The sequence below is a fragment of the Pseudomonas sp. SBB6 genome (assembly GCF_024213215.1).
GTDB classification, from domain to species: Bacteria; Pseudomonadota; Gammaproteobacteria; order Pseudomonadales; family Pseudomonadaceae; genus Aquipseudomonas; species Aquipseudomonas donghuensis.
In genome coordinates this window covers 1-23,233 of the sequence record NZ_JANAVH010000014.1, presented here as the reverse complement: position 1 = coordinate 23,233, position 23,233 = coordinate 1, and the positions used below count along the sequence as shown (strand labels likewise).

The window sequence follows — 23,233 nt, the reverse complement described above, 5'->3', positions numbered from 1 at the left end:
TGAGATGAAAGCACAGGCCCGGCATATTCTGGTCAAGACCGCCGAAGAAGCCGAACAGCTCAAGCAGCGCATCGCCAAGGGCGAGGCGTTCGATGTGCTGGCCAAGAAATACTCCACCTGCCCGTCAGGCAAACGCGGCGGCGACCTGGGTGAAGTGCGCCCGGGGCAGATGGTCGGCGCCATCGATCAGGTGATTTTCAAAAAGCCGCTGCGCACCGTGCACGGCCCGATCAAGAGCAAATTCGGCTATCACCTGGTGCAGGTGTTCTACCGCGATTAAAGGCTGTCGCGGCGCCGCTGCGAGTGCCGGTTACGCTGATCCTCCAGATCATTGCGCAGGCCGACGATCAGGTTGGAAATCGCCCGGCTGCTGGTCAGTTGCTCGGCGCTGATGCCGGTTACCAGCAGGTCGACCCGCTCGCAGCTGCGGTCGAACACCCGCACGGTCAGTGAACGGTCGGCGGCCAGGGTGCACTGGCAGCGGGTGGGTAAAAAACTGCTTTCTATGATGTTGCGCAACTCCAGGGTCGAGAGCATCGGTACGTCTCCTTGGCAGGTGGCGGACAGCGTTTCCTGTTGCCCGATCCAGCTCCAAGCCTAGGTCATATTCCTCAATTGAATCAGACCCTTTCACTATAAGCACCGCATGCTTTGGCCGGCCTCCGGGCAGTGGAAGCAAGTGGCCACCTAGCATTTTTGTCAGTTGTCGATATTTCTGATTGCTCTATACATCAGGGCACGACCCTCCAGCGCTCACAGGAAAGCTGGAGCCGCAGTGGTCAATGCCCTGTATGGAAATGGAGCCCGCCTGATGCGAACCTCGCTTATCGTGGTACTCAGCGCCCTGCCTTTCACTGCCTTGGCACAAAACCTTGTTGTCGGCCAAGGCCAGACGCTCGGCGCCCAGGTCCAGACATCGGGAGTCGATGACTTTCGCATGACCGGCGGGACTATCCAGTCGCTGGCTCAAGGCGACGGACTTGATACCTTTTTCATGTCCCAAGGCCGGATCATCGGTTTCTTCGAAGACGGTGACTATGCGATCTTCACCGGCGGGCGCATCGGCCGCGTCAACATGAAGCTGGACGACAACACCTTCGACATGTCCGGCGGCACCATCGACGGTAATCTGGTCACCGGCTTTGGCAACGACACCATTATCCTCAGCGGCGGCACCATCGGCGGCAACATCAGCACCAGTGGCGGCACCGACACGTTCACCATCACCGGCGGCGAGCTACTGGGCAACCTGCTCGCCAGTGTCGGCAACGACGTGCTTACCTGGCAAGGTGGCGGGGTTATACATGGCACGGTGGACATGGGCGGTGATAACGACCAGGCCACGTTGAGCGGCCTGGAGGCCAGCGTCCTGAACATCACGGTCAACGGTGGCGCCGGCCAGGACACCCTGACCTTCGACAACAGCAAGCCTGCCGGTGGCGCCCTCTATACCAACTGGGAAACGTTCAACCTCAACAACGGCAGTGCCTTCACCCTCAATGACACCCTGACCCTTGGCGACGCCGCTACTGCCAGCGGCGTAGTGAACATCGATGCCAGCAGCAGCCTGGTATCGCAAACGGGTGTTATCAGCCCGTTCACCGCCGGACAACCTGTCACTGTGACCAACGCCGGGCTGATCAACCTCAGCAGTGGCGGCAATGCCCAAGGCAGCCTGACTATCAACGGCAACTACGTAGGCAACGGCGGCACGCTCGCACTCAACACGGTGCTGGCCGGCGATGACGCGCCTTCCGATCACCTGGTGGTAAACGGCGGGCTGATTTCCGGCTCGACCAATCTGTTGATCAACAACTTCGGTGGTACCGGGGCCCCCACTAATGTCAACGGTATTCCCGTGGTGATCGCCGCCAATGGCGCTACCAGTATCGATGGAGCGTTTGTTCAGACCCAGGTACTGTCAGCCGGTGCCTTCGATTATCGCCTGGTCAAGGGCGGCGCCACTGCCGGTAGTGAGCAGAGCTGGTTTCTGGTTTCGAGTATCACCACACCGGTCGCGCCGCCGCCAGCAGACCAACCTCCTCCGGTCGACCAGCCGCCACCGGTGGTGCCACCGGCAGTCGCCCCTCCGGTTTTGGCTCCCGCACCCGGCCAACCCGTCCTGTCCATTCCCCCGGCTGGCCAGAGCCTGGTGATCTACCGCCCGGCAGTACCGGTTTATGCTGTCGCGCCGCGGGGCGCGGCGCTGGTATCGCGGTTCAACCTGGGCACCTTCCACCAGCGCCACGGCGATCAGAGCTCGCTCCGGGAACAAGGTGCCTTCTCAGCCAGTTGGGGCCAGGCATATGGCTATAACTTTCACCAGCGCTGGTCCGGCACGGTAAGCCCGAGCCTGGATGGCAATCTCTACGGCTTCAAGGTCGGCCAGGACCTTTACGCGCAGGTCAGCGAAAGCGGCTACCGCCAGCATATCGGCTTTTACGTCAGCCACAGCCGCCTGGACGGCGACGTCAAGGGCTATGCCCAGGGCATCCAGGACCGCTCGGTTGGCGACCTGAAGCTGGACGGCGACAGTGTCGGTGCCTACTGGACCCTGATCGCTCCCCTGCAGTGGTATGTTGATGCGGTGGTGCAATACACCGACCTTGATGGTCGCGCCCGCACCGATCGAGGCGATAAACTCGACCTGGACGGCGATGCCTGGACCGGCTCGCTCGAATTCGGCTACCCCTTCCTGCTGTCGACGTCCTGGACACTGGAGCCCCAGGCACAGTTGATTGCCCAGAAAGTGTCACTCAAAGGCCAACGTGATCAGGTATCCAAGGTTGACTTTGACAGTGATACCGAGCTGACCGGTCGTCTCGGGCTGCGCCTGGAGGGTGACTTCAAGGCGCAAACCGCAGACTGGCGTCCTTTCCTGCAAGCCAACATCTGGCACGTTGACGGTGGCCAGGACACTGTGACCTTTGATGATAGCGACAAGGTCGAAACCGATTTCAAAGGCACTTCACTGGAAATCGAAGCTGGTCTCGTCGCCCAACTGACCAGCAATCTCGCTGTTCAGGTCAGCCTCAACCATCGCCGCAACCTCGATAGCGAGCAACTGGAAGGCACTGGCGCTAACGCCGGCGTGCGCTTCAGTTTCTAAGCCCGCCGCGCTGCCAGCAAGCCAATCCCGGCGCAGCCGAGCAGCGTGGCACTGACCCGGTTGAACAGCCGCCGCGGGCCGGGCTGGTTGAACCAACGCTGCAGGTAGGCGCCCAGCCAGCCATAAATGGCAATGGCCAGCCATTCCAGCAGCAGGAACATCCCGCCCAGCCAGGCGAACTGCTCGGCCACCGGCAGCGGGCTGCCGACGCTGATGAACTGCGGCAAAAAGGCGGTGAAGATCAGAATCGCCTTGGGATTGCCCGCCGCCACCCAGAACTCCTGACGCGCCAGACGCAGCGTACCGCGGCGACGCTCACTGAGCACGGCAGCCTCGGCCACTGGCGCCCGCCACAGCTGCCAGGCGATGTAGAACAGGTAGGCGGCCCCCAGCACCTTGATCACCAGGAACAGGTATTCGCTGGTGTGCAGCACCGCTGCCAGGCCCATGGCCGCCAGCACGATCATCCCGGCAAAGGCGAACAACCGGCCAATCCCCGCCACACAGGCCGTTCGCAGGCCATACCGGCTGGCATTGTTCAGCGACAACAGGTTGTTCGGCCCGGGGGCCATGTTCAGGGCAAAGCAGGCCGGGATGAACAGGGCCAGGGTGGTCAGGTCCATGGAGGCGCTCCGGTGGCGAAAAACACAAGGTTCCGCTCGGCGCTGTACCCGCGTCAAGGTACAGCTGGGCGACAAAACTGTGCAGCCCTTGGCGGGCCATGCAGTGATAGACTTCTGGCCACGTTTTCATCGGCCCCTGCACATGCCTCAGCCAACTGACGCCGCCCGTACAGCGTTCTGGCGCGACCCGGCCTTGCCCTATGTCGAAAGCCGCCGCGCCTGCGACAGCCGTGCCTGCTACAAGGCACACAGCCATCCAACGTTCTCCATGGGTGCGGTCGATCAGGGCTGCAGTGTGTTTAGCGGTGCGAGCAAAGCGCAAACACGCCTTCACCCTGGCACCCTGGTGTTCGTGCCGGCGCACTGTGTGCATGCCTGCAACCCCGAACCCGGGCTGAGCTGGAGTTACCAGATGATCCATCTGGACGCCGCCTGGCTGCAGACCTTGCGCCTGGAATCGGCACTGGCGGCGCAGGCAGAGGGAACGCCGGCGCACGTCACCCGCAACCGGTCGACCTACGCCAGTTTTACCCGGCTCAACGATCTGTTGTTCTCTGCGGCCAATGCCCATGAGAAAGAAGCCGCCTTGATCGCGTTCATCGGCGATCACCACAACCCGCCAACCCAGGCCTTGTCGCAGCCACCGCAACGCCTTGAGCGCAACCTTGAAGCGTTGCTCCAACGGCTTGCACAGGAAGACGCCGGCAGCGTGGCGCTGGGCGAACTGGCGGACAGCGTCGGCATGGGCCGTTATCAACTGATCCGGGCGTTCCGTGCCGCGACCGGCCTTACCCCTCATGCCTGGCAGTTGAACCAGCGCATCAACCGCGCGCGCCTGTGGTTGCGCAAAGGCCAGGACATGGCTGACATCGCCTATCGCCTGGGCTTTGCCGACCAGAGCCACTTCCAGCGCGTGTTCAAGGCCCACACCGGCGTAACACCTGGGCTGTACCGCGGCTGAACACGCAATTTTGTTCAATACAGGCCCCTCGCACGGCACCGACAATCAGCCCCCCTATCGCTGAAGAAGTCCGTCATTCATGGAGCAGTTTCTGATCGTGGCGGCAGCGCATTTTCTTGCCCTGCTGTCGCCTGGCCCTGATTTTTTCCTGGTTGCCCGTACTTCGATGAGCGCCGGCTGGCTCAAGGCGACCGGCGCCTGCCTGGGTATCGCTCTGGCCAACGGCGTGTTCATTGTTGCCGCCTTCAGCGGGGTCTCGGCGCTGCACCCGGACAGCGCGCTGTTCGTCGTCCTCCAGCTGGCCGGCTGCGCCTACCTGCTGTACATCGGTATGCTGTTCATTCGCCATGCCGGCGCAAGTTCGCTGCCCCAGGTCAGCGCTCGGGCCAATGCGCTGCACAGTCCCTGGCTTCAGGGCCTGTTGATGGGCTTTCTGTCTGCAATCCTCAATCCGAAGAACGCCCTGTTCTATGTCAGCCTGGCCAGCATGGTCAGTGGTGGCCAGACCAGCGCAGGCTGGAAGCTGACGTACGCGGTGTGGATGTTCAGTGCGGTGTTGCTGTGGGACATGCTGGTGGCCGCAGCCATCGGCAACCTGCACGTGCGCCGGCGCTTTGCACGACTGCTGCCATGGCTTGAACGGGTTTCGGGCGCGGTGCTGATACTGTTGGCGCTGGGGGTGCTCACTCACCTGGCCTGGCGTTGAGCAGGCTCAGGCTGCCCAGGTCGAGCAGGCTGAACTGGCCGCTGGCCCAGCCGCCGGTGTCGATATGCCAGATGTTGCCCAGCACCCGCACCTCGCGCTGCGGGGTATGCCCGACGATCAACGCTCGCAGTCCCTCGACGGGCGTGGTATCGCCGCTGTACAAGCGCTGGCGCGACCATTGGCAAACCTCCTGGACCTCGCTCGGTGGCGTACTGGCCAGGAGCTCACGCAACTGCGCCCAGTGGCGAAACGGACAATCGGCATGCAACAGGCCGATCAGCCCGTCAGCGGTTTCTACCTCCAGCGCCAGCGGCAGGCGCCGAAAGCGCTGGGCAAACCGCGCCTGTTCATCGGCGCTCAGGGCCAGGAACCAGCCGCCGCCAGCGGCGCGGTACTGGCCATAGTCGAGCATACCGCCGTCGACATGGGTGATCGCCAGGGCTTCATGGTTGCCTTGCACGGCATGGAACCAGGGTTTGTCCAGCCAATCCAGCGCCTGCGGGCACTCCGGGCCACGGTCGACCAGGTCGCCAACGCTGAACAGGCGATCTACCGCCGGATCGAAGCCTATCGCCGTCAGCCGCTCCTGCAGGCGCGAAAAATGCCCGTGGATGTCCCCCACGGCAATGTCCCGCCCATGCCGGTTGGCTGTAAATCGTTCGATCCTGCGCACTGCCGACTCCTCTGCTTTCAATCATCACAGGCGTACAATGAAGCCTGTGCAGCGAACTGCGCAAGGCTGCACCCGGAGGTGAATCATGCGCCCTGCCCTGACCCTGGCCACGCTCAGCCTGCTGGCTTTCAACAGCCTGGCGCAAACGCCGGCCAGCCCCAACGTCGAAGTCACCTTCGACAAACCCGAGCACTTTCGCGACGCCAGCCTCGACAGCAACGGCTACCATCGCGGTGCCGACGCCTATGTGATGAAGGAACTGAGCGCCTACCTGGTCAAGCTCGGCCAACGCTACCTGCCCGCCGGTCAACGCCTGCGCATCGACATCCGCGATATCGACCTGGCCGGCCAGTATGAACCGTGGCGGGCCAATGCCTACTCGGTGCGGATTATGCGTGACGTTACCTGGCCCAGTATCGACCTGCACTATGCCCTGTCGCAACAAGGCCAGACCGTAAGCCAGGCTGATGCGCACCTGACGGACAAGTTTTACCTGCAACGCCCGGGGCGGCGCGCCGACACCGACCGCCTGTATGCCGAGAAAGCTATGCTCCAGGAGTGGTTTCGCAAGCAGTTCAGCGTACAACGGCAGACCTCGGCTCAGCCCTAGCAGCGAACCGAGCCCATGCCTGAGAGTCGAAGTCTTTAACAGGCTTGCCATCAACGGTGGCGAGGAGTATCCCATGGTCACCCACTACAGGACCGCCGGCCACCTGGCCTGCGGTCGCCACGGTAAAAACCTGATCGCCACCAGCGAGCTCAATCGGGTCAAGTGCCGCAGCTGCCGCAACACCGAGGCGTTCAAGGCCGCACGCAAGGACCAGCGCAATGCCGCGCGGCGCGCGCGCAGGGCCAACACTCACCCCACCGGCAACGACTGGCGCAGCGCCTGGATCGAGCGCCTGAGCGCCCTGCCCGGCCGCCAGCGTTTGCCGCGCGGGTTTTACGGCCAGAGCTTCGTCTGAGCCCAGGCCTTTATCTGACGTTGATCAGGCGCTTGAGCGCATTCGGCGCGATGAACCGGTGAAATGGCGCGACCGGCAGCATGTACAAACGCCCGAGACGATTGTGGGTGTGCACCACCGTGGACACCACAACCTCGCGGCGGTTGTCAGCGCCCAAGGGTAAACGCAGCAGCGAAATATACACGTCCAGGTGCTTGTCACGGTCGACCAGCAGTACTTCATCCGGGCTATTGCTGATCAGGGTGAAAATACCGACCCGTTCATTGACCTGGTAAGACGCCTCGTCGCGCTGAAGGTCGATTCTCGACAAGCGCCCCAGGTCTTTCAGGCCAAACAGCTGCACCGCGCGATTGCGCAGCACCATCAGGTTGTCGATCCAGCGTGGCATGCTGCTCATCAGCAGCAGAAAATGGCCGAGCGCCGAGCGTTCGGCGTTGATCACCGGCGCTCGGTGCGCATCGACGAAATCGGCACCGGTCAATTGCACATGAATCTGCGCATTGCCCGGTACCGCACAGCGTGTGATGGGGGTGTTCATCTGCGGGTTTCCTTACGAGCAGGGACGGATGCCGAGGTCTTCAAAGAAGCGCAGCAAGTAACCATCCGGGTCCTGGATGAGGAAGTTGCGCTGGCCTATTTGCTTTGATTCGCTGCGGTACCAGTGGTCTTCCACCCCGCGGCGCAAGGGGTAGCCTGCGGCCTCGAACGCACCTGCCAGCGCATTGGCATTTTCGCACAGGATCTGCAGGTTCAGGCCACGCCCGAACGGCGCCTGCAGCGGGCCGACGCGCCACGGCGACTCGCTGTGCCAGTCCTGTTCGAGCATGATCTGGCTCTGGCCAAGCGAGAGGAATGCAAAGTTGTCCTCCGTGCGCTGGTACTCCACGGAAAAACCGCCCGTGGCGCAATAAAACCCCAGGCTGCGCTGCAGGTCGGAGACGATCAGTTCCGGCACCAGTGCGTTCATCTTGAACATAGGGATATCCATACAGGGTAACGACTGATCAAGCCTTGGTGCTCGCAACTGAGCACGTGGTCAACGTCGGGTCGATGACCGGCACATTCTTGCCATTGCAACCTGGCAAGGCGCCGAGTCTACAGCAGGGCGGCAACTTACTTGTAGAAAATATCCAGGGTCGCACCGGCGTTGAACTCGCCAAAGCTCGGCGTCGCGGTCATCCACTTCAGGCGCGCCAGGAAGTTGTGCGAGTTGGTGGTCGACGTGGTTTTTGGGGTCAACACGAACTCTTTCTTGAACAGCAAGGCGCGCTGGTCATCTTCGTTGATCAGGCTGATACCCACCGATTTGTTATCGGTCGGGATCAAGGTGTCCTGGCTGCTGGACAGTGTAGCGGTCAGCGGCTCCAGGTAACCGCCCAGCCCATAGGCGGCATTGCAGGTGCGCTGTTCGGTGATGGTGAACGGTACGTCCTTGATTGTCGCGCCGGCTTTGGCGCCAGAGGTGCGGATCGCACCGAAATTGATCACGCTTGGCTGGATGTTGATCGACGACTCGCAAGGCAGGTAGCGCAGCTTGTTCAGGCCCTTGACGGTGACGTTGTAACTCACCCCTGGCCGCACCCCGCCAACGCCATCGAACTGGAACGCCCGGTAGTCACTCAGCGAGGTGATCGGCCCCTCCTTGTTATCACCGGCAGGCGACTTCTTCACGAAAAACAGCGAGTAGGTCATGGCCTTGCTTTCTTTTTGCCAGCCGCAGTTGTCGTTGGCCGGACAGCCATTCACCCACCATCCGATGTTGAGCTTGCCGCCGGTAAGCGAAGAATAGAGGTAGTCCTTGCCTTCATAGGTGACACCGATTTCGATGTCCTTGCCCAGGTCCACCCGGTTCGGGTTCATGTAGAAGTAAATGTTCTCGCCGGGGCTACCCTGAATGTCCACCCAGCACTCGACATTGATGCGTTGCGTCGGTTGCCGCCAGAGGATCGTGCCGGCGGGCAATGAATTGGGAATGGCGGTGGTATCGGTAATGGTTGTGGTGTCATTGATCAGCCCCGAGCTGGTTTGCTGACATTTCAATGCGTAGCTGTGGGGAATGCTCAGGAAGAACAGAAAACCGACAAAAAACAGCTTCTTGGTAAACATGACAATGCCTTCTGAGGTAACCGGGGTCACAAGTTGCTGCGCCGCGCATGGCTTAGCCCGGCGTCGCTGATAAATGCATAAGCCACTTGGCTGACAGGCCTGTCACAGCCTTTCACGTTCAATGAATAGGACGAAAACGGCGCAATCATCAGATGATCGATGGCCTGGCCGCAGGCGACGCCTGATTGATCAAGCAAAGCGACCTCGGTCAGCGTCAGGTAATAGGGTGAGTCGTTGCGGGCCCGATAACTGCCTGCAGCAGCCGGCGACCAGTGCAGTTGTTCAACGCCAGTGTTGACTGAGCCTGGCAATGGCGGCCGGTAGAACAGCTTGAGGTTGTGCTGCAGGGCAATCGCCATGGCGTTGCTATCGACGGTTTTTTTCGGAATCTGCAGCACTTTCAACAACAGGAAGGACTCCCTGTCATCCGGCAGGCCCGCCCCCTGGTAAAGGATGTCGGTCGATGCCTTGCTGTTGGCGGGAATAAGCAGCAATGGCTTGGAAACAGCCATGGGCAATTCACTGCTGCCCGGCTTGTCACCCCAGTCGAGCTTGACCTGTACCAGCGCCGGTTGGTTGCCCTGGTTGACGATAATCACCGGCAATTGCTTCTGCTTGCCCTCGAAGATAAAGCGAGTGAAGCCGTCGAAGGTGATGTCGGCGCGTGCCGTTGTGCTGAACAGCAAGGCCAGGAGGATGCCGATGCCGGGCATCAGCCGGCAACGAGTGTGGCGAACGCTAATGTCGAATTTCATTCGCCGATTCTGGCGTGGCCCAGGCCCGTCACCTATCAGACGATTCCTAAAGACTGGCAAGCCAGAAACTGGAGCCCGGTAGCTTCAACGGCTTGGGCATCCAGCATTGATCGATTACAGGCACGCCGGAAGGGATAACGTGTCGGCTACCACGGTGAAGGGTAAGTCGAGAATGATGAACGGCCCAATCAACGGCATCATCTCCTTGAACTCAAGCTCTGTTCCTTCAAAGCAGGAAGCAGGCCCGTAAGAGTTTGCAACAAACCAGGCGCAACCGCTCAACTGCGAAATGGCCAAGATCAACATGAGTTTACGTAGCACGTAATGTCCTTATTACTTTCCATTGTCTGCTTCATAGACGTTGGCACGAAAAAGCAAGTCACCCGCGGCGTGGCGAACGCGCAACGCTCACGCCTGGAGTAGCACCCTCAGCGGCTCAGGAACTTCAATAACGGCTCGGGTAACCGGTGAGATGCAAACCTGTGTGAGGCTGGCCGTAAAGGCCACAACCTCTGACGCTAAACGACCTTCGACGAAAAATGTGAACGAGTGACGCCCGACTCGGGCAACACTTACCTTTATGGAAAGTTCATCATCCCACGTGACCGGATGAAGAAACTCCAGCGAAAATGCCCTTGCCGGAGGCAGTACATCAAAACCTAGCAGGGTTCTTAACCCAGGACCGGACAGCCAGACTGCAAGTGCATCATGGACGGCCTCAATAACGAAATACGAAAACCTCGGGGTATAGACAATCCCCTCGGGATCACAGTCACCAAACAATACCGTTCTCTTGACAATCACTGCCGTCGGCACAAGATCAATCCTTAATAGTGAGAGACACAGCGTTAACAACCCCGTTTTTTACGCCAAGGGTTTGTACCATCACCTGCTCCAAGATGGCATAAAAAGTTTTGATATGGATCTGCTTCAGGGCTTGCGGCCGCGTCACCAAATACACATCCATGTCGGGGATGTGCAACTCAGGGAACAACTCGATCAAGCCGTTTGCCAACATACGAGGCAGCACGGCCGCGCCAATGCCTCGCCTCACCGCTTCGAGCTGCGCGGCGAAGGCGTTTACGCTGACCTGCGCGCGGTCCAGGCTCGCCGCCTTCGCTGCACGCATCTGCGGCAACATATCCAGCGGCGCAAGCAAGGCAATACTGTCGGCGGTGGCCGGAGTCACTTGTGGAAATCGCTTCAGATAGCTTGCATCGGCGAAGACACCGTACGCGAGTTTGCCTACTGACCGATAAATCAGCGACGGCTCGCCCAAATGAGCGGTGCGTACGGCAATGTCAGCCGCGCCGCGCACGATCTTGTGGAAATCGGCTGTGACCTGCAACTCCACGGAGCAGTTCGGGTGCAAGGACGTGAAGCGCGCCACCGCCTCCATGATGCAAGAAGAGAACCCTTCTCCGGCGCTCACCAGCACCCGCCCGGATAACGCCGAACTCGACCCGGGCACAGCGACAGCTTGCCCCCTCAAGCCTGCTTCCGCAGCCAAGGCAACTTCCACAAGCGATTGTCCTCTGGAGGTCAACCAACAGCCTTCAACGCCCCTTTCGACCAGTGGTTCGCCCAGGGCTGCTTCAAGTTGGGTTAATCGGCGTGACACGGTAGACGCTGCAAGCCCCAGCAACTGGCCTGCTTGAAGAAAGCTGCCGCGCCGCGAAACGGCCAATAACAGACGAAGATCGTCCCAATTTGCTTGCATCGCCATATGCCATCTCTTCCCTGGTTTGCATAAATGCAAAGCCATTATGCAGCAGTCGCTGTTTTTCGGTGGAGGCCTTGAGGGTATATCTGCAAGCCCTCCGAACAATTGGCATGGAACAAATGACTACAGGCCCTACCGAATACGCAGATCGAGCCGCTAATGCATTCAATCGCCGTGATGTAGAAGCGATGCTTGCGCTGGTTCACGAAGACTTCGTTTACCTTGATGCCATGGGGATACAAAAAGGTCGGGAGTCCATGCGCAGACGTGAAATCGCGCTGATCGACGCATTTGCCGATGCCCACGTGATCTTGACCCCATTCGTTGTCACTGAGGATCGCCTGGCGCTGACGGCCATACTGACCGGCACCTTCTCGGCCCCATTGGTACTGCCAGACCGGGTAATCCCAGCCCATGGCCGAGCTATCTGCGTGCACTACGCGGCGCACTTCACCTTCAAGGATCGACTGGCCATCCGCGAGGAGGCTTTTTTTGACACGGCGGTGTTGATGCCGTTTGCACAACAGGGCGAGGGTTGAACCATGCGCAACGCATTCGTTACCGGCGCCACCGGTTTGTTGGGCAATAACCTGGTTCGTGAGTTGGTTGCACGTGGCTATGCGGTTAAAGCCCTGGTCCGCTCAAGAGCCAAAGGTGAACTGCAGTTCGCCGATCTGCCCTCTGTCGAGTTGGTCGTTGGGGATATGGCCGACGTCACGGCATTCGCAGCGTCGCTGCAAGGCTGCGATACGGTGTTTCATACAGCGGCGTTCTTTCGCGATAACTACAAGGGCGGCAGCCACTGGAAAACACTCGAAAAGATCAACGTCACGGGCACACACGAGCTGATCCACCAGGCTTATCGTGCGGGTATACGGCGGTTCATCCATACGTCTTCGATTGCCGTGCTTGACGGGGCACCTGGCAGCCCCATCGATGAGACGTGCCTGCGGGCCGAGGCCGACGCGGATGACTACTACCGCAGCAAAATACTTGCTGACCGGGTTGTCCTGGCATTTTTGCAAGCGCATCCCGAGATGCATGCCTGCATGATCCTGCCAGGTTGGATGTGGGGGCCTGGCGACATAGGTCCGACCTCCTCGGGGCAATTGATCAAGGATGTTGTGAACAGAAAGCTGCCCGGATTGATCCCTGGTACCTTCTCCGTCGTCGATGCCCGTGATGTGGCATTAGCGCATATAGTCGCGGCGGATAAAGGGCGCAGAGGCGAGCGCTATCTTGCGGCAGGTCGGAACATGACCATGCGTCAGCTGGTACCCATTCTTGGACGTGTCGCAGGCGTGAAGACGCCTGTTCGGCAACTCCCACTGCCCGCGTTATACCTCCTGGCGACCGTGCAGGAGCTCTATGCGCGCCTTACCGGCAAACCCATTTTGCTGAGCATGGCGACATTGCGCCTATTGATACGGGAGGAGCACCGCACCTGTTTTGACCATCGCAAGAGTGAGGAAGAGCTCGGCCTGACGTTTCGGGGGGTTGAGCGGACCATCACAGAGACCATAGCGTGGTACCGAGAACACGGATGGATTGAAAAAAGCACCGCGCGCGAACCTCGCGAAACGTAGTGGTCAACTGATCCCGGATGCCGCGCCAGGTTGTCCTCGGCCACGGCGGGCGCCAACCCGCCGTTGTGCTGACGCCAACCAGCGAGCGGTGGAATTCGGGCTTCGCTGCGGATCAACCAGATCAGCGACGATCGCACCTGTCTACTTCCGGCCAGCATCAGCCATCTCGGCGTCGCTACCGGCTGGCTGGGGACGGTTGCGGGCGGTGCAATCCAGGCCTATGTTCCAAGCGAGGCTTTCCCTGCGACTGACACGCAACGACTCGTCGCAGGTTACCGTCCATCCAATGCGAGCTCCCGCAGCGAGGTGACGACATGCCGAACGACTCCCGCCCCGCCGTGCTCGAACTGATCGGCAATACGCCGCTGGTGCGCGTCAGCCGCTTCGATACGGGTCCGTGCACACTGTTCCTCAAGCTCGAATCGCAAAACCCCGGCGGTTCGATCAAGGATCGCATCGGCCTGGCGATGATCGACGCCGCCGAGCGCGATGGCCGCCTGCGACCCGGCGGCACCATCGTCGAGGCCACCGCCGGCAACACCGGCCTGGGCCTGGCCCTGGTCGGCCGCGCCAAGGGTTACCGGGTGGTGTTGGTGGTGCCGGACAAGATGTCCACCGAGAAGGTCCTGCACCTCAAGGCGATGGGCGCCGAGGTGCACATCACCCGCTCTGACGTCGGCAAGGGCCATCCCGACTACTACCAGGATGTTGCTGCGCGGCTGGCGCAGGAGATTCCCGACGCCTTCTTCGCCGATCAGTTCAACAACCCGGCCAACCCGTTGGCCCACGAGTGCAGCACCGCTCCGGAGATCTGGGCGCAGACCCAGCATGATCTGGATGCCATCGTCGTCGGCGTCGGCTCGGCCGGCACGCTTACCGGGCTGACCCGCTTCTTTCGCCGCCTGCAGCCGAACCTGGCCATGGTGCTGGCTGACCCGATCGGATCGGTGGTCGCCGAATACAGCCGCAGCGGCACCCTCGGTACGCCCGGATCCTGGGCAGTGGAAGGCATCGGCGAAGACTTCATTCCGTCTATTGCCGACCTTTCCAGTGTGCGCCAGGCCTACTCCATCAGCGACGAGGAGAGCTTCGATCACGCCCGCCAACTGCTGCGCGCCGAGGGCATTCTCGGCGGCTCTTCGACCGGCACATTGCTGGCCGCGGCACTGCGCTACTGTCGCGAGCAAACCGAGCCCAAGCGGGTCGTCAGCTTCGTCTGCGACACCGGCACCCGCTACCTGTCGAAGGTCTACAACGACCAGTGGATGACCGATCAGGGCTTGCTTGCGCGCAAGCGTTACGGCGATCTGCGCGACCTGATTGCGCGGCGTTTCGAGGATGGCCGGGTGATCAGCGTGGGCCCGGACGACACGCTGCTCACCGCCTTTCAGCGCATGCGCCTGGCTGATGTGTCGCAACTGCCGGTACTGGTGAATGGACAGCGCCTGGTCGGCGTGATCGACGAGTCCGATATTCTGCTTGGCGTGCACCAGGACGCTTCGCACTTTCATCTGACCGTGGCCAGCGCGATGACCGACAAACTGGAAACCCTGCCGCCCAGCGCCAGCCTGGCCGAGCTGCAGGCCGAGCTCGACCGTGGGCTGGTGGCGATCATCGAAGACGCTTCGGGCTTCCACGGCATGATTACCCGCGTCGACATGCTCAACCACTTACGCAGGTCCCTACCATGAGTCAGCACGATGAAACCGGCGCGCCACGCGCCTTCGCCACCCGAGTGATCCATGCTGGACAGGCGCCGGACCCTTCGACCGGGGCACTGATGCCGCCGATTTACGCCAACTCCACCTATGCGCAGCAAAGCCCCGGTGTGCACAAGGGCCTTGACTACGGGCGTTCGCACAACCCCACGCGCTGGGCGCTGGAGCGTTGCGTGGCGGACCTTGAGGCCGGAACCCAGGCCTTCGCCTTCGCCTCCGGGCTGGCGGCGATCGCCACTGTGCTCGAACTGCTCGACACAGGCTCCCACATCGTCTCTGGCAATGACCTGTACGGCGGTACTTTCCGACTGTTCGAGCGGGTGCGCCGGCGCAGCGCCGGGCATCGTTTCAGCTTCGTCGACCTGACTGACCTGGCGGCATTCGAAGCGGCGCTGCAGGATGACACGCGGATGGTCTGGGTCGAGACACCGAGCAATCCCTTGCTACGCCTCACTGACCTCGCCGCCGTCGCGCGCACCTGTCGCGAGCGAGGCATCATCTGTGTGGCTGACAACACCTTTGCCAGCCCGTGGATTCAGCGTCCGCTGGAGCTGGGCTTCGATATCGTGCTGCACTCGACGACCAAGTATCTGAACGGCCACTCCGACGTGATCGGCGGCATCGCGGTGGTCGGGCAGAACCTCGAGCTGGCCGAGCGCCTGGGCTTTCTGCAGAACGCGGTGGGGGCTATCGCCGGGCCGTTCGACGCTTTCCTCACCCTGCGCGGCGTAAAGACCCTGGCACTGCGCATGGAGCGCCACTGCAGCAATGCGCTGGAGCTGGCGCAATGGCTTGCACGTCAGCCGCAGGTTGCGCGCGTCTATTATCCGGGCCTGGCGTCGCACCCGCAGCACTCACTGGCACAGCGGCAGATGCGCGGGTTCGGCGGGATGATTTCCCTTGACCTGAACAGCGACCTGGGCGGCGCCAAACGCTTCCTCGAAGCGGTACAGATCTTCGCCTTGGCCGAGAGCCTGGGCGGGGTGGAAAGCCTGATCGAACACCCGGCGATCATGACCCACGCCAGCATCCCCGCACCAACCCGCGCGCAACTGGGCATCGGTGATGCGCTGGTGCGTTTGTCAGTGGGTGTCGAAGATGTCGAAGACCTGCGCGCCGACCTGGCCCAGGCGTTGGCGCGGATTTAAGCAGTGGGTCGATAGCTGCCAGCAAGTTAGCCTGTAGCAGGCCATAACGTGCCCAGCGGTTGCCTAAAGCAACGCCCCCGCTACGCTGGCATGTTTTCACCAGCAGGCTACAGTCTGGGCTTCGCAACCTTCTCGGAGAAACCCCATGCCTGTAACCGTAAACGTGGGTGAGTTGCTTGAATGTGATGGAACGGACAATATCAGAACGCGTGGCTGCGACCCTTGCGTCGCACTTATCGTCATCTACCAGAACGGCCAGAATGGTGCCATAGCAAAGCGATGCGCCCATTTTTCTGTGGATTATGGCCCCCCTTATACCCAGGCCAGAGTGGATGCTTCGTTAGATCCCGTGCTCACCGCCCACTTTCCACTCAACGGAGATACTATCCGAGCAGTAGGATTCACGTGGGGAGGGAATGCTGCAGGCATGGGTTCAGTACAGATTTTTAACAGGCTCACTCAATACTTCAATGGGCTCGACGTACAGAGCTCAACAACAAATGACAGCATCACGACGAACGGTGAAGAGATTCTGATCCTGGACAATCAAAATCAATGGGTTTTTACCAACCAGCCCGCATCGAATACGCTTGCCGAACTACAGCTGCCGAATTGATGGCCGTCAGTTAGGCTCGCGTCCTTTGTCGCACTGCCCCTGTAGCCCTCGGAGCAAGTCCGAACACATCGATGCGCCCCTCTCGGGGCGCATCGCCAACACACCTACCGAACAATAACGGTAAAATTTTTCGTATCATGCGAGGATCTGAAGGAATCAGCACTGGATAGCACGGCTCAGCCGGGCACTGGATGATGGGTACACACCATGATGGATCGGGAATTGCTGGAGCTGGCGGCTAAGGCTGCTGGGTATGAACTCATCGAATGGACGGACTTGTGGCAAGGCGTTCCTGGGCACCCGAGGGTTTGTGAACAGGGCTTTCTAATGCTCGTTGACGAAAGTAGAGCGCTCTGGAACCCACTGGTAAATGATGGCGACGCGCTGCGCCTGGCGGTGAAGCTTGGTCTTCATATCGATTGCGCGTTTCTATGCGCAATGCCCAAAGATCTTTTTGGAAAGAACCCGGACGACTGGTCTGAGGGATCGGATATCGATAGCGATGACGAGTGTGAATTGATGCGCCGCGCCATTGTCCATGCTGTCGCCAAGATCGGAAAATCTATCCCTTGATATCTACGACACCGGCCGTGCTGGTAGCTACGCCAGAGCGCCCCGGCCACCAGCGCCATCGACACGGCCGCACCGATCGTGCATGGTGATCATCCCTATCCCGCTTGCCTCAAAGGGTTGAGCCTTTAAGCCGACCGTCCCCTTTTGCAATCATCTCAGCGTTAAATGTAGCCGTGTGATGCTGCTCTGCTTTATCAAACCAATCGCAGGTCACTTGCACGCTGTAACCTTCGCTTATGTCGTTATCAACATACCTAACAGTCATGACAGGGCCACCACTGTTCAAAACCACTAGATCGCCCTTCTCGAAATTCGACATGGCCTGGCTCCCTGGTTGATTGACCCCCCTCATGGGTTGCGGCAAACCTAAGCGCAATTACCCTTGGAGAGCCATGATCTGCGTCTGCCTCAGTATATTCTCAAACCTACGATTTCACCCGCCGCAACCGCTTGCAGGGTGATACCTCGCCACCGGCTCAGTTCGTAAGGGTAAGCATGGATAGCATCATCAAACTCCGTATTGGCTTAATCATCGGAGCACTCTTCGGCCTGCTACCGATCACCGTTCTTTTCTCGGTGACCCTGGTGGCGATTTTCATCCCTCCCCCCTTCGTTCCCGAGGCACCTCCCCGCACCATTCCTTTCACACTCATCGCCTCTGCAATCTCGATGTTCGGAATCTGGTCAGGCTGGAAAATCTTCAGCATTGCAATGTCGAGCACGCCAGCGCTTAAAAACAAGCCACTGCTCGTCGCTGGTGTAGTGGTAACCACCCTATGGGGTCTAACAATCGCCGCATCCTTCAAGGCGTTCATCCCGCAAATTTATTGCTTCTTTCTAATGCCAGGGATCACATCAACCGTGATGCTCGCGATCGCGTGCAAGAGAGCTGCACTGAGCGTGAACGAAATGCCAGGTCGATAGTCCGAAGACCTTCGGATTACAGTCACAGCTGAGGCTGAACGGCTTTGCTCGAACGAAAGACCCAGTAGCTCGCCGCCACTAGCACCCATGCAGCAATACCGCCATACAGCATCACCCAGCCAAACCCATGCGCCAACGCTGCATTGGCGACCTCGACCGGAATCGCAGTCCCTTGGCCAGCCTGCGCCAACTCGGCAGTGTTGCCGGCTGAAATTTCCTCCGCCAGCAACCTCAGTTGCACATCATCGGGTGTGCCAGATAACTGGTCGCGCAGGGAGGACAGGATGCCTTCCACCAAGATGAATCCCATCAGCGCAATATTGATTGCAAGGCTGATCATACGAGCGCTGATATCAATGCCCGATGCCATGCCAGCACGCTCACTGGACACCGATCCGGTGGTGGTATTGGTAACAGGCGTATTGGTCAACCCCAGTCCAATCCCGGCGATCAGGCAGCCTGGAAGCATCGTCAGCCAGCTGGCATCCGTGACGCTGCTGCCCCAATTCATCAGCAGGAACCCCAGGCCTATGGTGAACAAGCCAGCCGGGATCACGACCTCCGGCCGATAGCGCAGCGCCAGCCGTTCGCCTAACGGGGGGACAACCAACGTCGGCAACGTGTAGGCCAGCAGTGCCAGGCCGGTGCCGACACTGGCGTAGCCTAGGCCATTTTGAAAGTACAGAGGCAGGTAAATCATGAATGGCCAGAAGCTGAAGTTCATGCCGGCCGAGCCTAACAAGGCACCCGAGAAGCGGCGGATGCGCAATACAGAGAAATCGAACATGGGATCGGCATTGCGGCGCTGCGCGACGACAAAGACGATGAAACTGACCATTGCCACAACCAGACTGGCCAGACTGGCGATGGCCAAAGCGCTGGAAAAACCTGGCGCCGCTCCCTGAGTGATGAACCAGGACAGGCCTAAGACTGCCAGCGACAGCGAAATAATGCCCAAAACATCCAACTTGCGACGCTGTGGATCGCGTGATTCGTCGACACCGGCGATCACCAGCAACAGCGCGAGCACGGCGATTGGCGCATGTACCAGGAACACCCATTGCCAATTCGACAACGCCACGATCATGGCGCCGATAATCGGACCGAACCCCAAACCGATACCGAACACGATCCCCCAAGCACTAAAAGCTTTGCCGCGTGCTGCGCCTGACTGGAATCGGTGAGACAGCACTGCCACCTGACAGATCAGCATGGCCCCGCCGGACATACCTTGCAGGAATCGGTTTACGATCAACACGCTGGCGCTTTGCGCCCATCCACAGCCCAGTGAGGTAATGCCGAAAAGCACCAGGCTAATGACGAACACACGCTTGCGCCCATACCGATCCGCCAGCGTGCCGGTGGCCATCAGCACTGTAGTGCAGGCGATGGTGTAGGCATTCATGATCCACTGCATCTCTTTGAAATCGCTGCGCAGAACCGATTCAAGCGTGGGCAGGATGGCCGGCACGCTTGAAATTTCCAGGCCGAACATCAGCGAGGCCAAGCAAACGGCGGCTATGGCGAACACATCTTTTTGCGAAGAAGAGAACTGCATTGTGATCTTCCAGATCAAGTTGATGGGGCCTGGCAAGACTGCCCTGAACGCTGTCAGGGGGCAGACGCAATAGCCTCGCCAGCGCCACCCGGCAAACGTCCAGGTGACCTGCCCGCATTCTGGAAGTAATTAAAAAATGACAAAAATGATTTAATTTCGTAAGTTTTATTAGCATCCGTCATGAGTTGACTTAATGGACTTCGACCCAGCGCTATTGCGTGCTTTTGTCGCGATCAAGGAAACCGGCAGTTTCACCCGTGCCGCAGAGCGGCAGCACGTGAGCCAGTCAGCGATCAGTCATCAGATCCGGCGTTTGGAAGAACAGGCCGGTACCAGACTTCTGGTACGCACCACCCGACGTTTGACACTGACAGAAGATGGCGAAGACTTTCTGCGCCATGCCGCACAAGTCCTCAGAGCGCAGGACGCCCTTTCCCGACGTTTCGAAGCGTCATCGGTATCCGGGGCTGTGCGCTTCGGTGTACCCGAGAACTTTATCGGCGACGGCCTGCCGCCGTTACTGGCTCGGTTTGCCAGGCAATTTCCCGCAGTACGTCTGGATGTAACCGTTGGCACCTACCTCGATCTGCGCGCGCTGGTTGATACCGATGGTCTCGATCTGGCCGTGGTCATGGCATTACCGGACAGTCAGGCCGGCGGCACCGTGCTGCGCGAAACCCGGTTTGTCTGGGCCGCGGCGCAAAGTTTCGACTTTGCCGGCGATGGCCCATTGCCGCTGGCGTTTGCCCCAGCGCCCTGCGTGCACCGCCAGGTGGCCGTAGAGGCACTGGCGAGTTCCACCGTGGAGTGGCGGGTCGCCTTTTCCTCTCCGAGTCAACAAGGGCTGCGGGCGGCGGTATTGGCGGGGCTTGCCGTCACCGCGCTACCGCTGGGCGATCTAGAGCCCGGTATGGTGGTGATTGACGGGCAACATGGCTTGCCAGCGCTGGTGGATGCTGATTTCAGACTGATATGGAGCGCCACGGGAAAGACGCCTGCGGCCAACGCATTTGGGCAACTGCTGGTGGAGATGTCTGAGTCGCCATCGATGCCGACTCCAACACTCAGCCCCTGAAGGCAAAGCGCTCCTGCAGCCCTGCGCCGGGTACGAACAGCGCGAATTCGCCGGATTGGATTCTTATCCTGGCCCGCGCATCAGCCCGCTTCGGCGGGCTTTTTGTTGCCTGCTATCCTGTCGTGATCTTTGGAGGATCAGCCCATGGTCACCGACAAACTCACTCTTGCCCTACTCTCCCGGCTGGCTGATGCGCAGCTTGCCTTGGCCACCTCCATGAAAGGGGTGACCCCTTCAAGCCAGGGCTATCCTGAAAAGCCCCTTCGAACCATCGCCGAAGCCTTGGCGGTCATTGAGGCCGCCTTGGTGGAGATTGGGTTATTCAGCGATGGCGGCGATTCAAATGAGCACACCAAGCTACACTGAACTGGCCGAGAGCTCTCCCCTTTTACTGCGCTCGGCATCAGCCCGCTTCGGCGGGCTTTTCGTGCACATCAGAACGCTACCTCTTTCCACGCCACTGTTCCTCTACGCGTGAGGAACACACCGAGCTCGCGTTTCAGCATAAGCGCTCACACCTTCCCTGTTTGCAACGGCTAGCGTTGTTGGTCAATCCCGATATCATGCAGGGTGTAGAACACGGATGTGGATACCGCTATGCCAAGATTGTCATTCGCCGTCAGAGTTTTGTTTGCCTGCTGTCTTCTCATCGCAACCGCTAATCATATCCGTGCAGACGTTGCACATGGATTGCTCTGGGACTATGGGTACGGGCCTAGCGCTTACTTGGCTAGTCGGGTGTTCTGGGGGGCGCTTACGTTTTTAGACCCACTTGCAGCACTGCTGCTTTTCATCAGGCCAAGAGCCGGAATCGTGCTGACGGCAGCGATTATTTTGCTCGACGTAACCCACAACAGTTTTTACGTTGCATTGAAGCAACAGTGGCTGGAGCCGTTCTACCTGTCCCAGGTGGCATTCCTGATCGCAGTATTGCTACTCTCACCCATCGCTTGGAATGGCCCTATTCGGGACCTGGCGCTCACCTATCGTAAGCGCCTGTGCTCGAAATATTGAGCCTCTGCTTTTTGATATCTGAGAGTATTGTGTCTGCACCATGACGACAGAACCTACCGCTCACGCATCACGCGCTGAGTACACGCGGCGCATGAACCGTGTACTCAACTACATCGATGCTCACCTGGAGCATCCGTTGGAGGGCGCGGAATTAGCCGACGTCGCCAACTTCTCGCGCTTTCATTTTCATCGGATCTTCGCCGCCTGGATGGGCGAGACACTGGGCAGCTACGTCCGGCGAAGACGGCTCGAGAAAGCGGCACTCCGTCTGTCCTGCGGTAGCCATGAAACAGTACTTGAAACCGCCCTGGCCACCGGCTTCAATTCGGGTGAGGCATTCGCGCGGGCCTTCAAACTCAAGTTTGGATGCACGCCATCAGACTGGCGTGCCAATACGCCACAGCGACTGGCAACGCTCGCGGCCGCCATCGGCCAGCGACCTGGTAAGCAGGAGAGCAATCCTGATCAGGTCTTTGGCAATACCGATCAGGCACGCGAGACCGCGTTCGGTGACTCTGACGTCTGTTATCTATCGACGAAGGAGACCACCATGCATGTACGCATCATCGACTTACCGAAAACGCGAGTCGCCTACCAACGTTTGATCGGCCCGTACGGCCCTGCGATCGGCGAATTCTGGCGCAGTACAATGGCGCCGTGGATGCACTCGAATGGCTTCAGCGAGGAAGCTTGCTACGGCATCGGTTATGACGATCCGTCTATCACGCCAGCCAGCAAGTGCCGCTATGACGCTTGCGTTGAAGTGCCGGCAGATTTTGTTGCCAGCGGTCAGGCAGACACTCAAACCCTTCCGGGCGGCCGCTATGCGGTGTCGAGCTTCAAGGGCCGAGTAGAGAACATTGCTGACGCCTGGACGCGGCTGATGCGCGAATGGATGCCGTCCAACGGCCTGCAATGCGACGACCGGCCATGCTTTGAGATGTTTTATGCAGCGACGGCATTTAATCCTGAAACGGGTGAGTTCAGCTGCGATATCTGCATTCCTGTGAAAGCCCTGTAGTAGGACTTCCTTGCGGTTGGCGGAAATGTGGCCTTTTCGACCCACAAAGAATAACCCCGCAGACGTTAATCTGCGGGGTTTTCATTAATGGAGGCCGAGGGCGGAATCGAACCGGCGTAGACGGCGCAACTGGGTGGTTGCTCGCCAACCTGGGGAGGAATGTCGTCCAAGGCCTAGCGCCTGTGGCGACAATGAGAATCGTCTGATTCCGAATGGGGGGAGCAGAAGGTAACTTCAAATATTCCCTTCAGCCAGCATGAATCAGCAATGAACTATGAAGATCAAAAGTTGGAATTAACGCGAAGCAAGCAAGCAAGCAAGCAAGCAAGCAAGCAAGCAAGCAAGCAAGCAAGCAAGCAAGCAAGCAAGCAAGCAAGCA

Annotated in this window: 29 protein-coding genes; 17 read left to right on the top strand and 12 right to left on the bottom strand. The window is 59.6% G+C overall.

Going from position 1 to position 23,233, the window contains the following annotated elements:
* Positions 1-4 precede the first annotated feature (4 nt).
* The gene (locus NLX68_RS22630; protein WP_007932676.1) at positions 5-280 is read left to right on the top strand and encodes a peptidylprolyl isomerase; all 276 of its coding nucleotides are present in this window, start codon (positions 5-7) and stop codon (positions 278-280) included.
* On the opposite strand, the gene NLX68_RS22625 is transcribed toward NLX68_RS22630, so the two are convergent.
* Positions 277-537, bottom strand: coding sequence for a DUF1652 domain-containing protein (locus NLX68_RS22625; protein WP_254285886.1), 261 nt, complete (start codon positions 535-537; stop codon positions 277-279). The genes NLX68_RS22630 and NLX68_RS22625 overlap by 4 nt on opposite strands.
* 274 nt (positions 538-811) lie before the next feature.
* On the opposite strand from NLX68_RS22625, the gene NLX68_RS22620 reads away from it, so the two are divergent.
* Complete coding sequence (locus NLX68_RS22620; RefSeq protein WP_254285885.1) at positions 812-3,109, top strand: autotransporter outer membrane beta-barrel domain-containing protein; 2,298 nt, start codon at positions 812-814, stop codon at positions 3,107-3,109.
* Here the strand turns inward: NLX68_RS22620 and NLX68_RS22615 are convergent.
* On the bottom strand, positions 3,106-3,732 hold the full coding sequence (locus NLX68_RS22615) for a LysE family translocator (RefSeq protein WP_254285884.1): 627 nt from the start codon (positions 3,730-3,732) through the stop codon (positions 3,106-3,108). The two genes, NLX68_RS22620 and NLX68_RS22615, sit on opposite strands and share 4 nt — an antisense overlap.
* Positions 3,733-3,874: 142 nt before the next feature.
* Between NLX68_RS22615 and NLX68_RS22610 the strand changes: the two genes are divergently transcribed.
* Entirely contained in the window at positions 3,875-4,693 is an 819-nt protein-coding gene (locus tag NLX68_RS22610) for a helix-turn-helix domain-containing protein (protein ID WP_254285883.1), read from the top strand.
* Between the two features lie 79 nt (positions 4,694-4,772).
* Complete coding sequence (locus NLX68_RS22605; RefSeq protein ID WP_254285882.1) at positions 4,773-5,399, top strand: LysE family translocator; 627 nt, start codon at positions 4,773-4,775, stop codon at positions 5,397-5,399.
* Here the strand turns inward: NLX68_RS22605 and NLX68_RS22600 are convergent.
* Positions 5,377-6,072 (bottom strand): metallophosphoesterase, encoded by a 696-nt coding sequence (locus NLX68_RS22600; protein ID WP_254285881.1) that lies wholly within the window; start codon positions 6,070-6,072, stop codon positions 5,377-5,379. The genes NLX68_RS22605 and NLX68_RS22600 overlap by 23 nt on opposite strands.
* 85 nt (positions 6,073-6,157) lie before the next feature.
* On the opposite strand from NLX68_RS22600, the gene NLX68_RS22595 reads away from it, so the two are divergent.
* A complete protein-coding gene (locus tag NLX68_RS22595) occupies positions 6,158-6,682 on the top strand; it encodes a DUF3016 domain-containing protein (protein ID WP_254285880.1) in 525 nt (174 codons plus the stop codon).
* Between the two features lie 73 nt (positions 6,683-6,755).
* Positions 6,756-7,037 (top strand): hypothetical protein, encoded by a 282-nt coding sequence (locus tag NLX68_RS22590; protein WP_254285879.1) that lies wholly within the window; start codon positions 6,756-6,758, stop codon positions 7,035-7,037.
* A gap of 10 nt (positions 7,038-7,047) precedes the next feature.
* On the opposite strand, the gene NLX68_RS22585 is transcribed toward NLX68_RS22590, so the two are convergent.
* From NLX68_RS22585 to NLX68_RS22555, 7 genes are all read right to left on the bottom strand, one after another.
* Entirely contained in the window at positions 7,048-7,575 is a 528-nt protein-coding gene (locus NLX68_RS22585; RefSeq protein ID WP_254285878.1) for a DUF2867 domain-containing protein, read from the bottom strand.
* 12 nt (positions 7,576-7,587) lie between these two features.
* Positions 7,588-8,013: a VOC family protein gene (locus NLX68_RS22580; protein ID WP_254285877.1), complete on the bottom strand. Its 426-nt coding sequence runs from the start codon at positions 8,011-8,013 to the stop codon at positions 7,588-7,590.
* A gap of 137 nt (positions 8,014-8,150) precedes the next feature.
* Positions 8,151-9,143 carry a fimbrial protein gene (locus NLX68_RS22575; RefSeq protein WP_254285876.1) on the bottom strand — a complete coding sequence of 331 codons (993 nt, stop codon included), beginning with the start codon at positions 9,141-9,143 and terminating at the stop codon, positions 8,151-8,153.
* Positions 9,144-9,169: 26 nt separating this feature from the next.
* Complete coding sequence (locus NLX68_RS22570; RefSeq protein WP_254285875.1) at positions 9,170-9,898, bottom strand: molecular chaperone; 729 nt, start codon at positions 9,896-9,898, stop codon at positions 9,170-9,172.
* 114 nt (positions 9,899-10,012) lie between these two features.
* Entirely contained in the window at positions 10,013-10,219 is a 207-nt protein-coding gene (locus NLX68_RS22565) for a YceK/YidQ family lipoprotein (RefSeq protein WP_026001512.1), read from the bottom strand.
* Positions 10,220-10,306: 87 nt separating this feature from the next.
* Positions 10,307-10,714 carry a thioesterase family protein gene (locus NLX68_RS22560; protein ID WP_254285874.1) on the bottom strand — a complete coding sequence of 136 codons (408 nt, stop codon included), beginning with the start codon at positions 10,712-10,714 and terminating at the stop codon, positions 10,307-10,309.
* Between the two features lie 4 nt (positions 10,715-10,718).
* Positions 10,719-11,624 (bottom strand): LysR family transcriptional regulator, encoded by a 906-nt coding sequence (locus tag NLX68_RS22555; protein ID WP_254285873.1) that lies wholly within the window; start codon positions 11,622-11,624, stop codon positions 10,719-10,721.
* Between the two features lie 116 nt (positions 11,625-11,740).
* Here NLX68_RS22555 and NLX68_RS22550 point away from each other — a divergent pair, with 116 nt between their 5' ends.
* From NLX68_RS22550 to NLX68_RS22525, 6 genes are all read left to right on the top strand, one after another.
* Positions 11,741-12,160, top strand: a complete 420-nt coding sequence (locus NLX68_RS22550; RefSeq protein WP_254285956.1) for an ester cyclase — start codon at positions 11,741-11,743, stop codon at positions 12,158-12,160.
* A gap of 3 nt (positions 12,161-12,163) precedes the next feature.
* Positions 12,164-13,207 carry an SDR family oxidoreductase gene (locus NLX68_RS22545; protein WP_254285872.1) on the top strand — a complete coding sequence of 348 codons (1,044 nt, stop codon included), beginning with the start codon at positions 12,164-12,166 and terminating at the stop codon, positions 13,205-13,207.
* A 314-nt stretch (positions 13,208-13,521) separates the two neighbouring features.
* The gene (locus NLX68_RS22540) at positions 13,522-14,898 is read left to right on the top strand and encodes a cystathionine beta-synthase (protein WP_254285871.1); all 1,377 of its coding nucleotides are present in this window, start codon (positions 13,522-13,524) and stop codon (positions 14,896-14,898) included.
* The gene (locus NLX68_RS22535; protein WP_254285870.1) at positions 14,895-16,073 is read left to right on the top strand and encodes a PLP-dependent aspartate aminotransferase family protein; all 1,179 of its coding nucleotides are present in this window, start codon (positions 14,895-14,897) and stop codon (positions 16,071-16,073) included. The genes NLX68_RS22540 and NLX68_RS22535 overlap by 4 nt, the downstream gene beginning before the upstream one ends.
* A gap of 145 nt (positions 16,074-16,218) precedes the next feature.
* The gene (locus tag NLX68_RS22530; RefSeq protein ID WP_254285869.1) at positions 16,219-16,689 is read left to right on the top strand and encodes a hypothetical protein; all 471 of its coding nucleotides are present in this window, start codon (positions 16,219-16,221) and stop codon (positions 16,687-16,689) included.
* 207 nt (positions 16,690-16,896) lie between these two features.
* Positions 16,897-17,262 (top strand): hypothetical protein, encoded by a 366-nt coding sequence (locus tag NLX68_RS22525; RefSeq protein ID WP_254285868.1) that lies wholly within the window; start codon positions 16,897-16,899, stop codon positions 17,260-17,262.
* A gap of 109 nt (positions 17,263-17,371) precedes the next feature.
* On the opposite strand, the gene NLX68_RS22520 is transcribed toward NLX68_RS22525, so the two are convergent.
* Positions 17,372-17,581, bottom strand: a complete 210-nt coding sequence (locus tag NLX68_RS22520) for a DUF2158 domain-containing protein (RefSeq protein WP_010226463.1) — start codon at positions 17,579-17,581, stop codon at positions 17,372-17,374.
* Between the two features lie 176 nt (positions 17,582-17,757).
* Here NLX68_RS22520 and NLX68_RS22515 point away from each other — a divergent pair, with 176 nt between their 5' ends.
* Positions 17,758-18,186: a hypothetical protein gene (locus NLX68_RS22515; RefSeq protein ID WP_254285867.1), complete on the top strand. Its 429-nt coding sequence runs from the start codon at positions 17,758-17,760 to the stop codon at positions 18,184-18,186.
* Between the two features lie 22 nt (positions 18,187-18,208).
* Here NLX68_RS22515 and NLX68_RS22510 read toward each other — a convergent pair whose 3' ends face one another.
* Positions 18,209-19,744 (bottom strand): MFS transporter, encoded by a 1,536-nt coding sequence (locus tag NLX68_RS22510; protein ID WP_254285866.1) that lies wholly within the window; start codon positions 19,742-19,744, stop codon positions 18,209-18,211.
* A 193-nt stretch (positions 19,745-19,937) separates the two neighbouring features.
* On the opposite strand from NLX68_RS22510, the gene NLX68_RS22505 reads away from it, so the two are divergent.
* The 4 genes from NLX68_RS22505 (at position 19,938) to NLX68_RS22490 (ending at position 22,854) form a co-directional block, all read left to right on the top strand.
* Positions 19,938-20,819, top strand: coding sequence for a LysR family transcriptional regulator (locus tag NLX68_RS22505; protein WP_254285865.1), 882 nt, complete (start codon positions 19,938-19,940; stop codon positions 20,817-20,819).
* A gap of 144 nt (positions 20,820-20,963) precedes the next feature.
* A complete protein-coding gene (locus NLX68_RS22500; protein ID WP_254285864.1) occupies positions 20,964-21,185 on the top strand; it encodes a hypothetical protein in 222 nt (73 codons plus the stop codon).
* Between the two features lie 447 nt (positions 21,186-21,632).
* A complete protein-coding gene (locus tag NLX68_RS22495; protein ID WP_254285863.1) occupies positions 21,633-21,833 on the top strand; it encodes a hypothetical protein in 201 nt (66 codons plus the stop codon).
* Between the two features lie 91 nt (positions 21,834-21,924).
* A complete protein-coding gene (locus NLX68_RS22490) occupies positions 21,925-22,854 on the top strand; it encodes a GyrI-like domain-containing protein (protein WP_254285862.1) in 930 nt (309 codons plus the stop codon).
* Positions 22,855-23,233 lie beyond the last annotated feature (379 nt).

Coding starts and splice junctions, on each gene's coding strand:
- NLX68_RS22520 (WP_010226463.1), bottom strand. CDS start 17,581: ATGTCGAATTTCGAGAAGGGCGATCTAGTGGTTTTGAACAGTGGTGGC.
- NLX68_RS22540 (WP_254285871.1), top strand. CDS start 13,522: ATGCCGAACGACTCCCGCCCCGCCGTGCTCGAACTGATCGGCAATACG.
- NLX68_RS22490 (WP_254285862.1), top strand. CDS start 21,925: ATGAACCGTGTACTCAACTACATCGATGCTCACCTGGAGCATCCGTTG.
- NLX68_RS22550 (WP_254285956.1), top strand. CDS start 11,741: ATGACTACAGGCCCTACCGAATACGCAGATCGAGCCGCTAATGCATTC.
- NLX68_RS22515 (WP_254285867.1), top strand. CDS start 17,758: ATGGATAGCATCATCAAACTCCGTATTGGCTTAATCATCGGAGCACTC.
- NLX68_RS22570 (WP_254285875.1), bottom strand. CDS start 9,898: ATGAAATTCGACATTAGCGTTCGCCACACTCGTTGCCGGCTGATGCCC.
- NLX68_RS22585 (WP_254285878.1), bottom strand. CDS start 7,575: ATGAACACCCCCATCACACGCTGTGCGGTACCGGGCAATGCGCAGATT.
- NLX68_RS22590 (WP_254285879.1), top strand. CDS start 6,756: ATGGTCACCCACTACAGGACCGCCGGCCACCTGGCCTGCGGTCGCCAC.
- NLX68_RS22620 (WP_254285885.1), top strand. CDS start 812: ATGCGAACCTCGCTTATCGTGGTACTCAGCGCCCTGCCTTTCACTGCC.
- NLX68_RS22605 (WP_254285882.1), top strand. CDS start 4,773: ATGGAGCAGTTTCTGATCGTGGCGGCAGCGCATTTTCTTGCCCTGCTG.
- NLX68_RS22545 (WP_254285872.1), top strand. CDS start 12,164: ATGCGCAACGCATTCGTTACCGGCGCCACCGGTTTGTTGGGCAATAAC.
- NLX68_RS22505 (WP_254285865.1), top strand. CDS start 19,938: ATGGACTTCGACCCAGCGCTATTGCGTGCTTTTGTCGCGATCAAGGAA.
- NLX68_RS22555 (WP_254285873.1), bottom strand. CDS start 11,624: ATGGCGATGCAAGCAAATTGGGACGATCTTCGTCTGTTATTGGCCGTT.
- NLX68_RS22535 (WP_254285870.1), top strand. CDS start 14,895: ATGAGTCAGCACGATGAAACCGGCGCGCCACGCGCCTTCGCCACCCGA.
- NLX68_RS22525 (WP_254285868.1), top strand. CDS start 16,897: ATGATGGATCGGGAATTGCTGGAGCTGGCGGCTAAGGCTGCTGGGTAT.
- NLX68_RS22575 (WP_254285876.1), bottom strand. CDS start 9,143: ATGTTTACCAAGAAGCTGTTTTTTGTCGGTTTTCTGTTCTTCCTGAGC.
- NLX68_RS22625 (WP_254285886.1), bottom strand. CDS start 537: ATGCTCTCGACCCTGGAGTTGCGCAACATCATAGAAAGCAGTTTTTTA.
- NLX68_RS22595 (WP_254285880.1), top strand. CDS start 6,158: ATGCGCCCTGCCCTGACCCTGGCCACGCTCAGCCTGCTGGCTTTCAAC.
- NLX68_RS22510 (WP_254285866.1), bottom strand. CDS start 19,744: ATGCAGTTCTCTTCTTCGCAAAAAGATGTGTTCGCCATAGCCGCCGTT.
- NLX68_RS22610 (WP_254285883.1), top strand. CDS start 3,875: ATGCCTCAGCCAACTGACGCCGCCCGTACAGCGTTCTGGCGCGACCCG.
- NLX68_RS22630 (WP_007932676.1), top strand. CDS start 5: ATGAAAGCACAGGCCCGGCATATTCTGGTCAAGACCGCCGAAGAAGCC.
- NLX68_RS22615 (WP_254285884.1), bottom strand. CDS start 3,732: ATGGACCTGACCACCCTGGCCCTGTTCATCCCGGCCTGCTTTGCCCTG.
- NLX68_RS22500 (WP_254285864.1), top strand. CDS start 20,964: ATGGTCACCGACAAACTCACTCTTGCCCTACTCTCCCGGCTGGCTGAT.
- NLX68_RS22530 (WP_254285869.1), top strand. CDS start 16,219: ATGCCTGTAACCGTAAACGTGGGTGAGTTGCTTGAATGTGATGGAACG.
- NLX68_RS22580 (WP_254285877.1), bottom strand. CDS start 8,013: ATGTTCAAGATGAACGCACTGGTGCCGGAACTGATCGTCTCCGACCTG.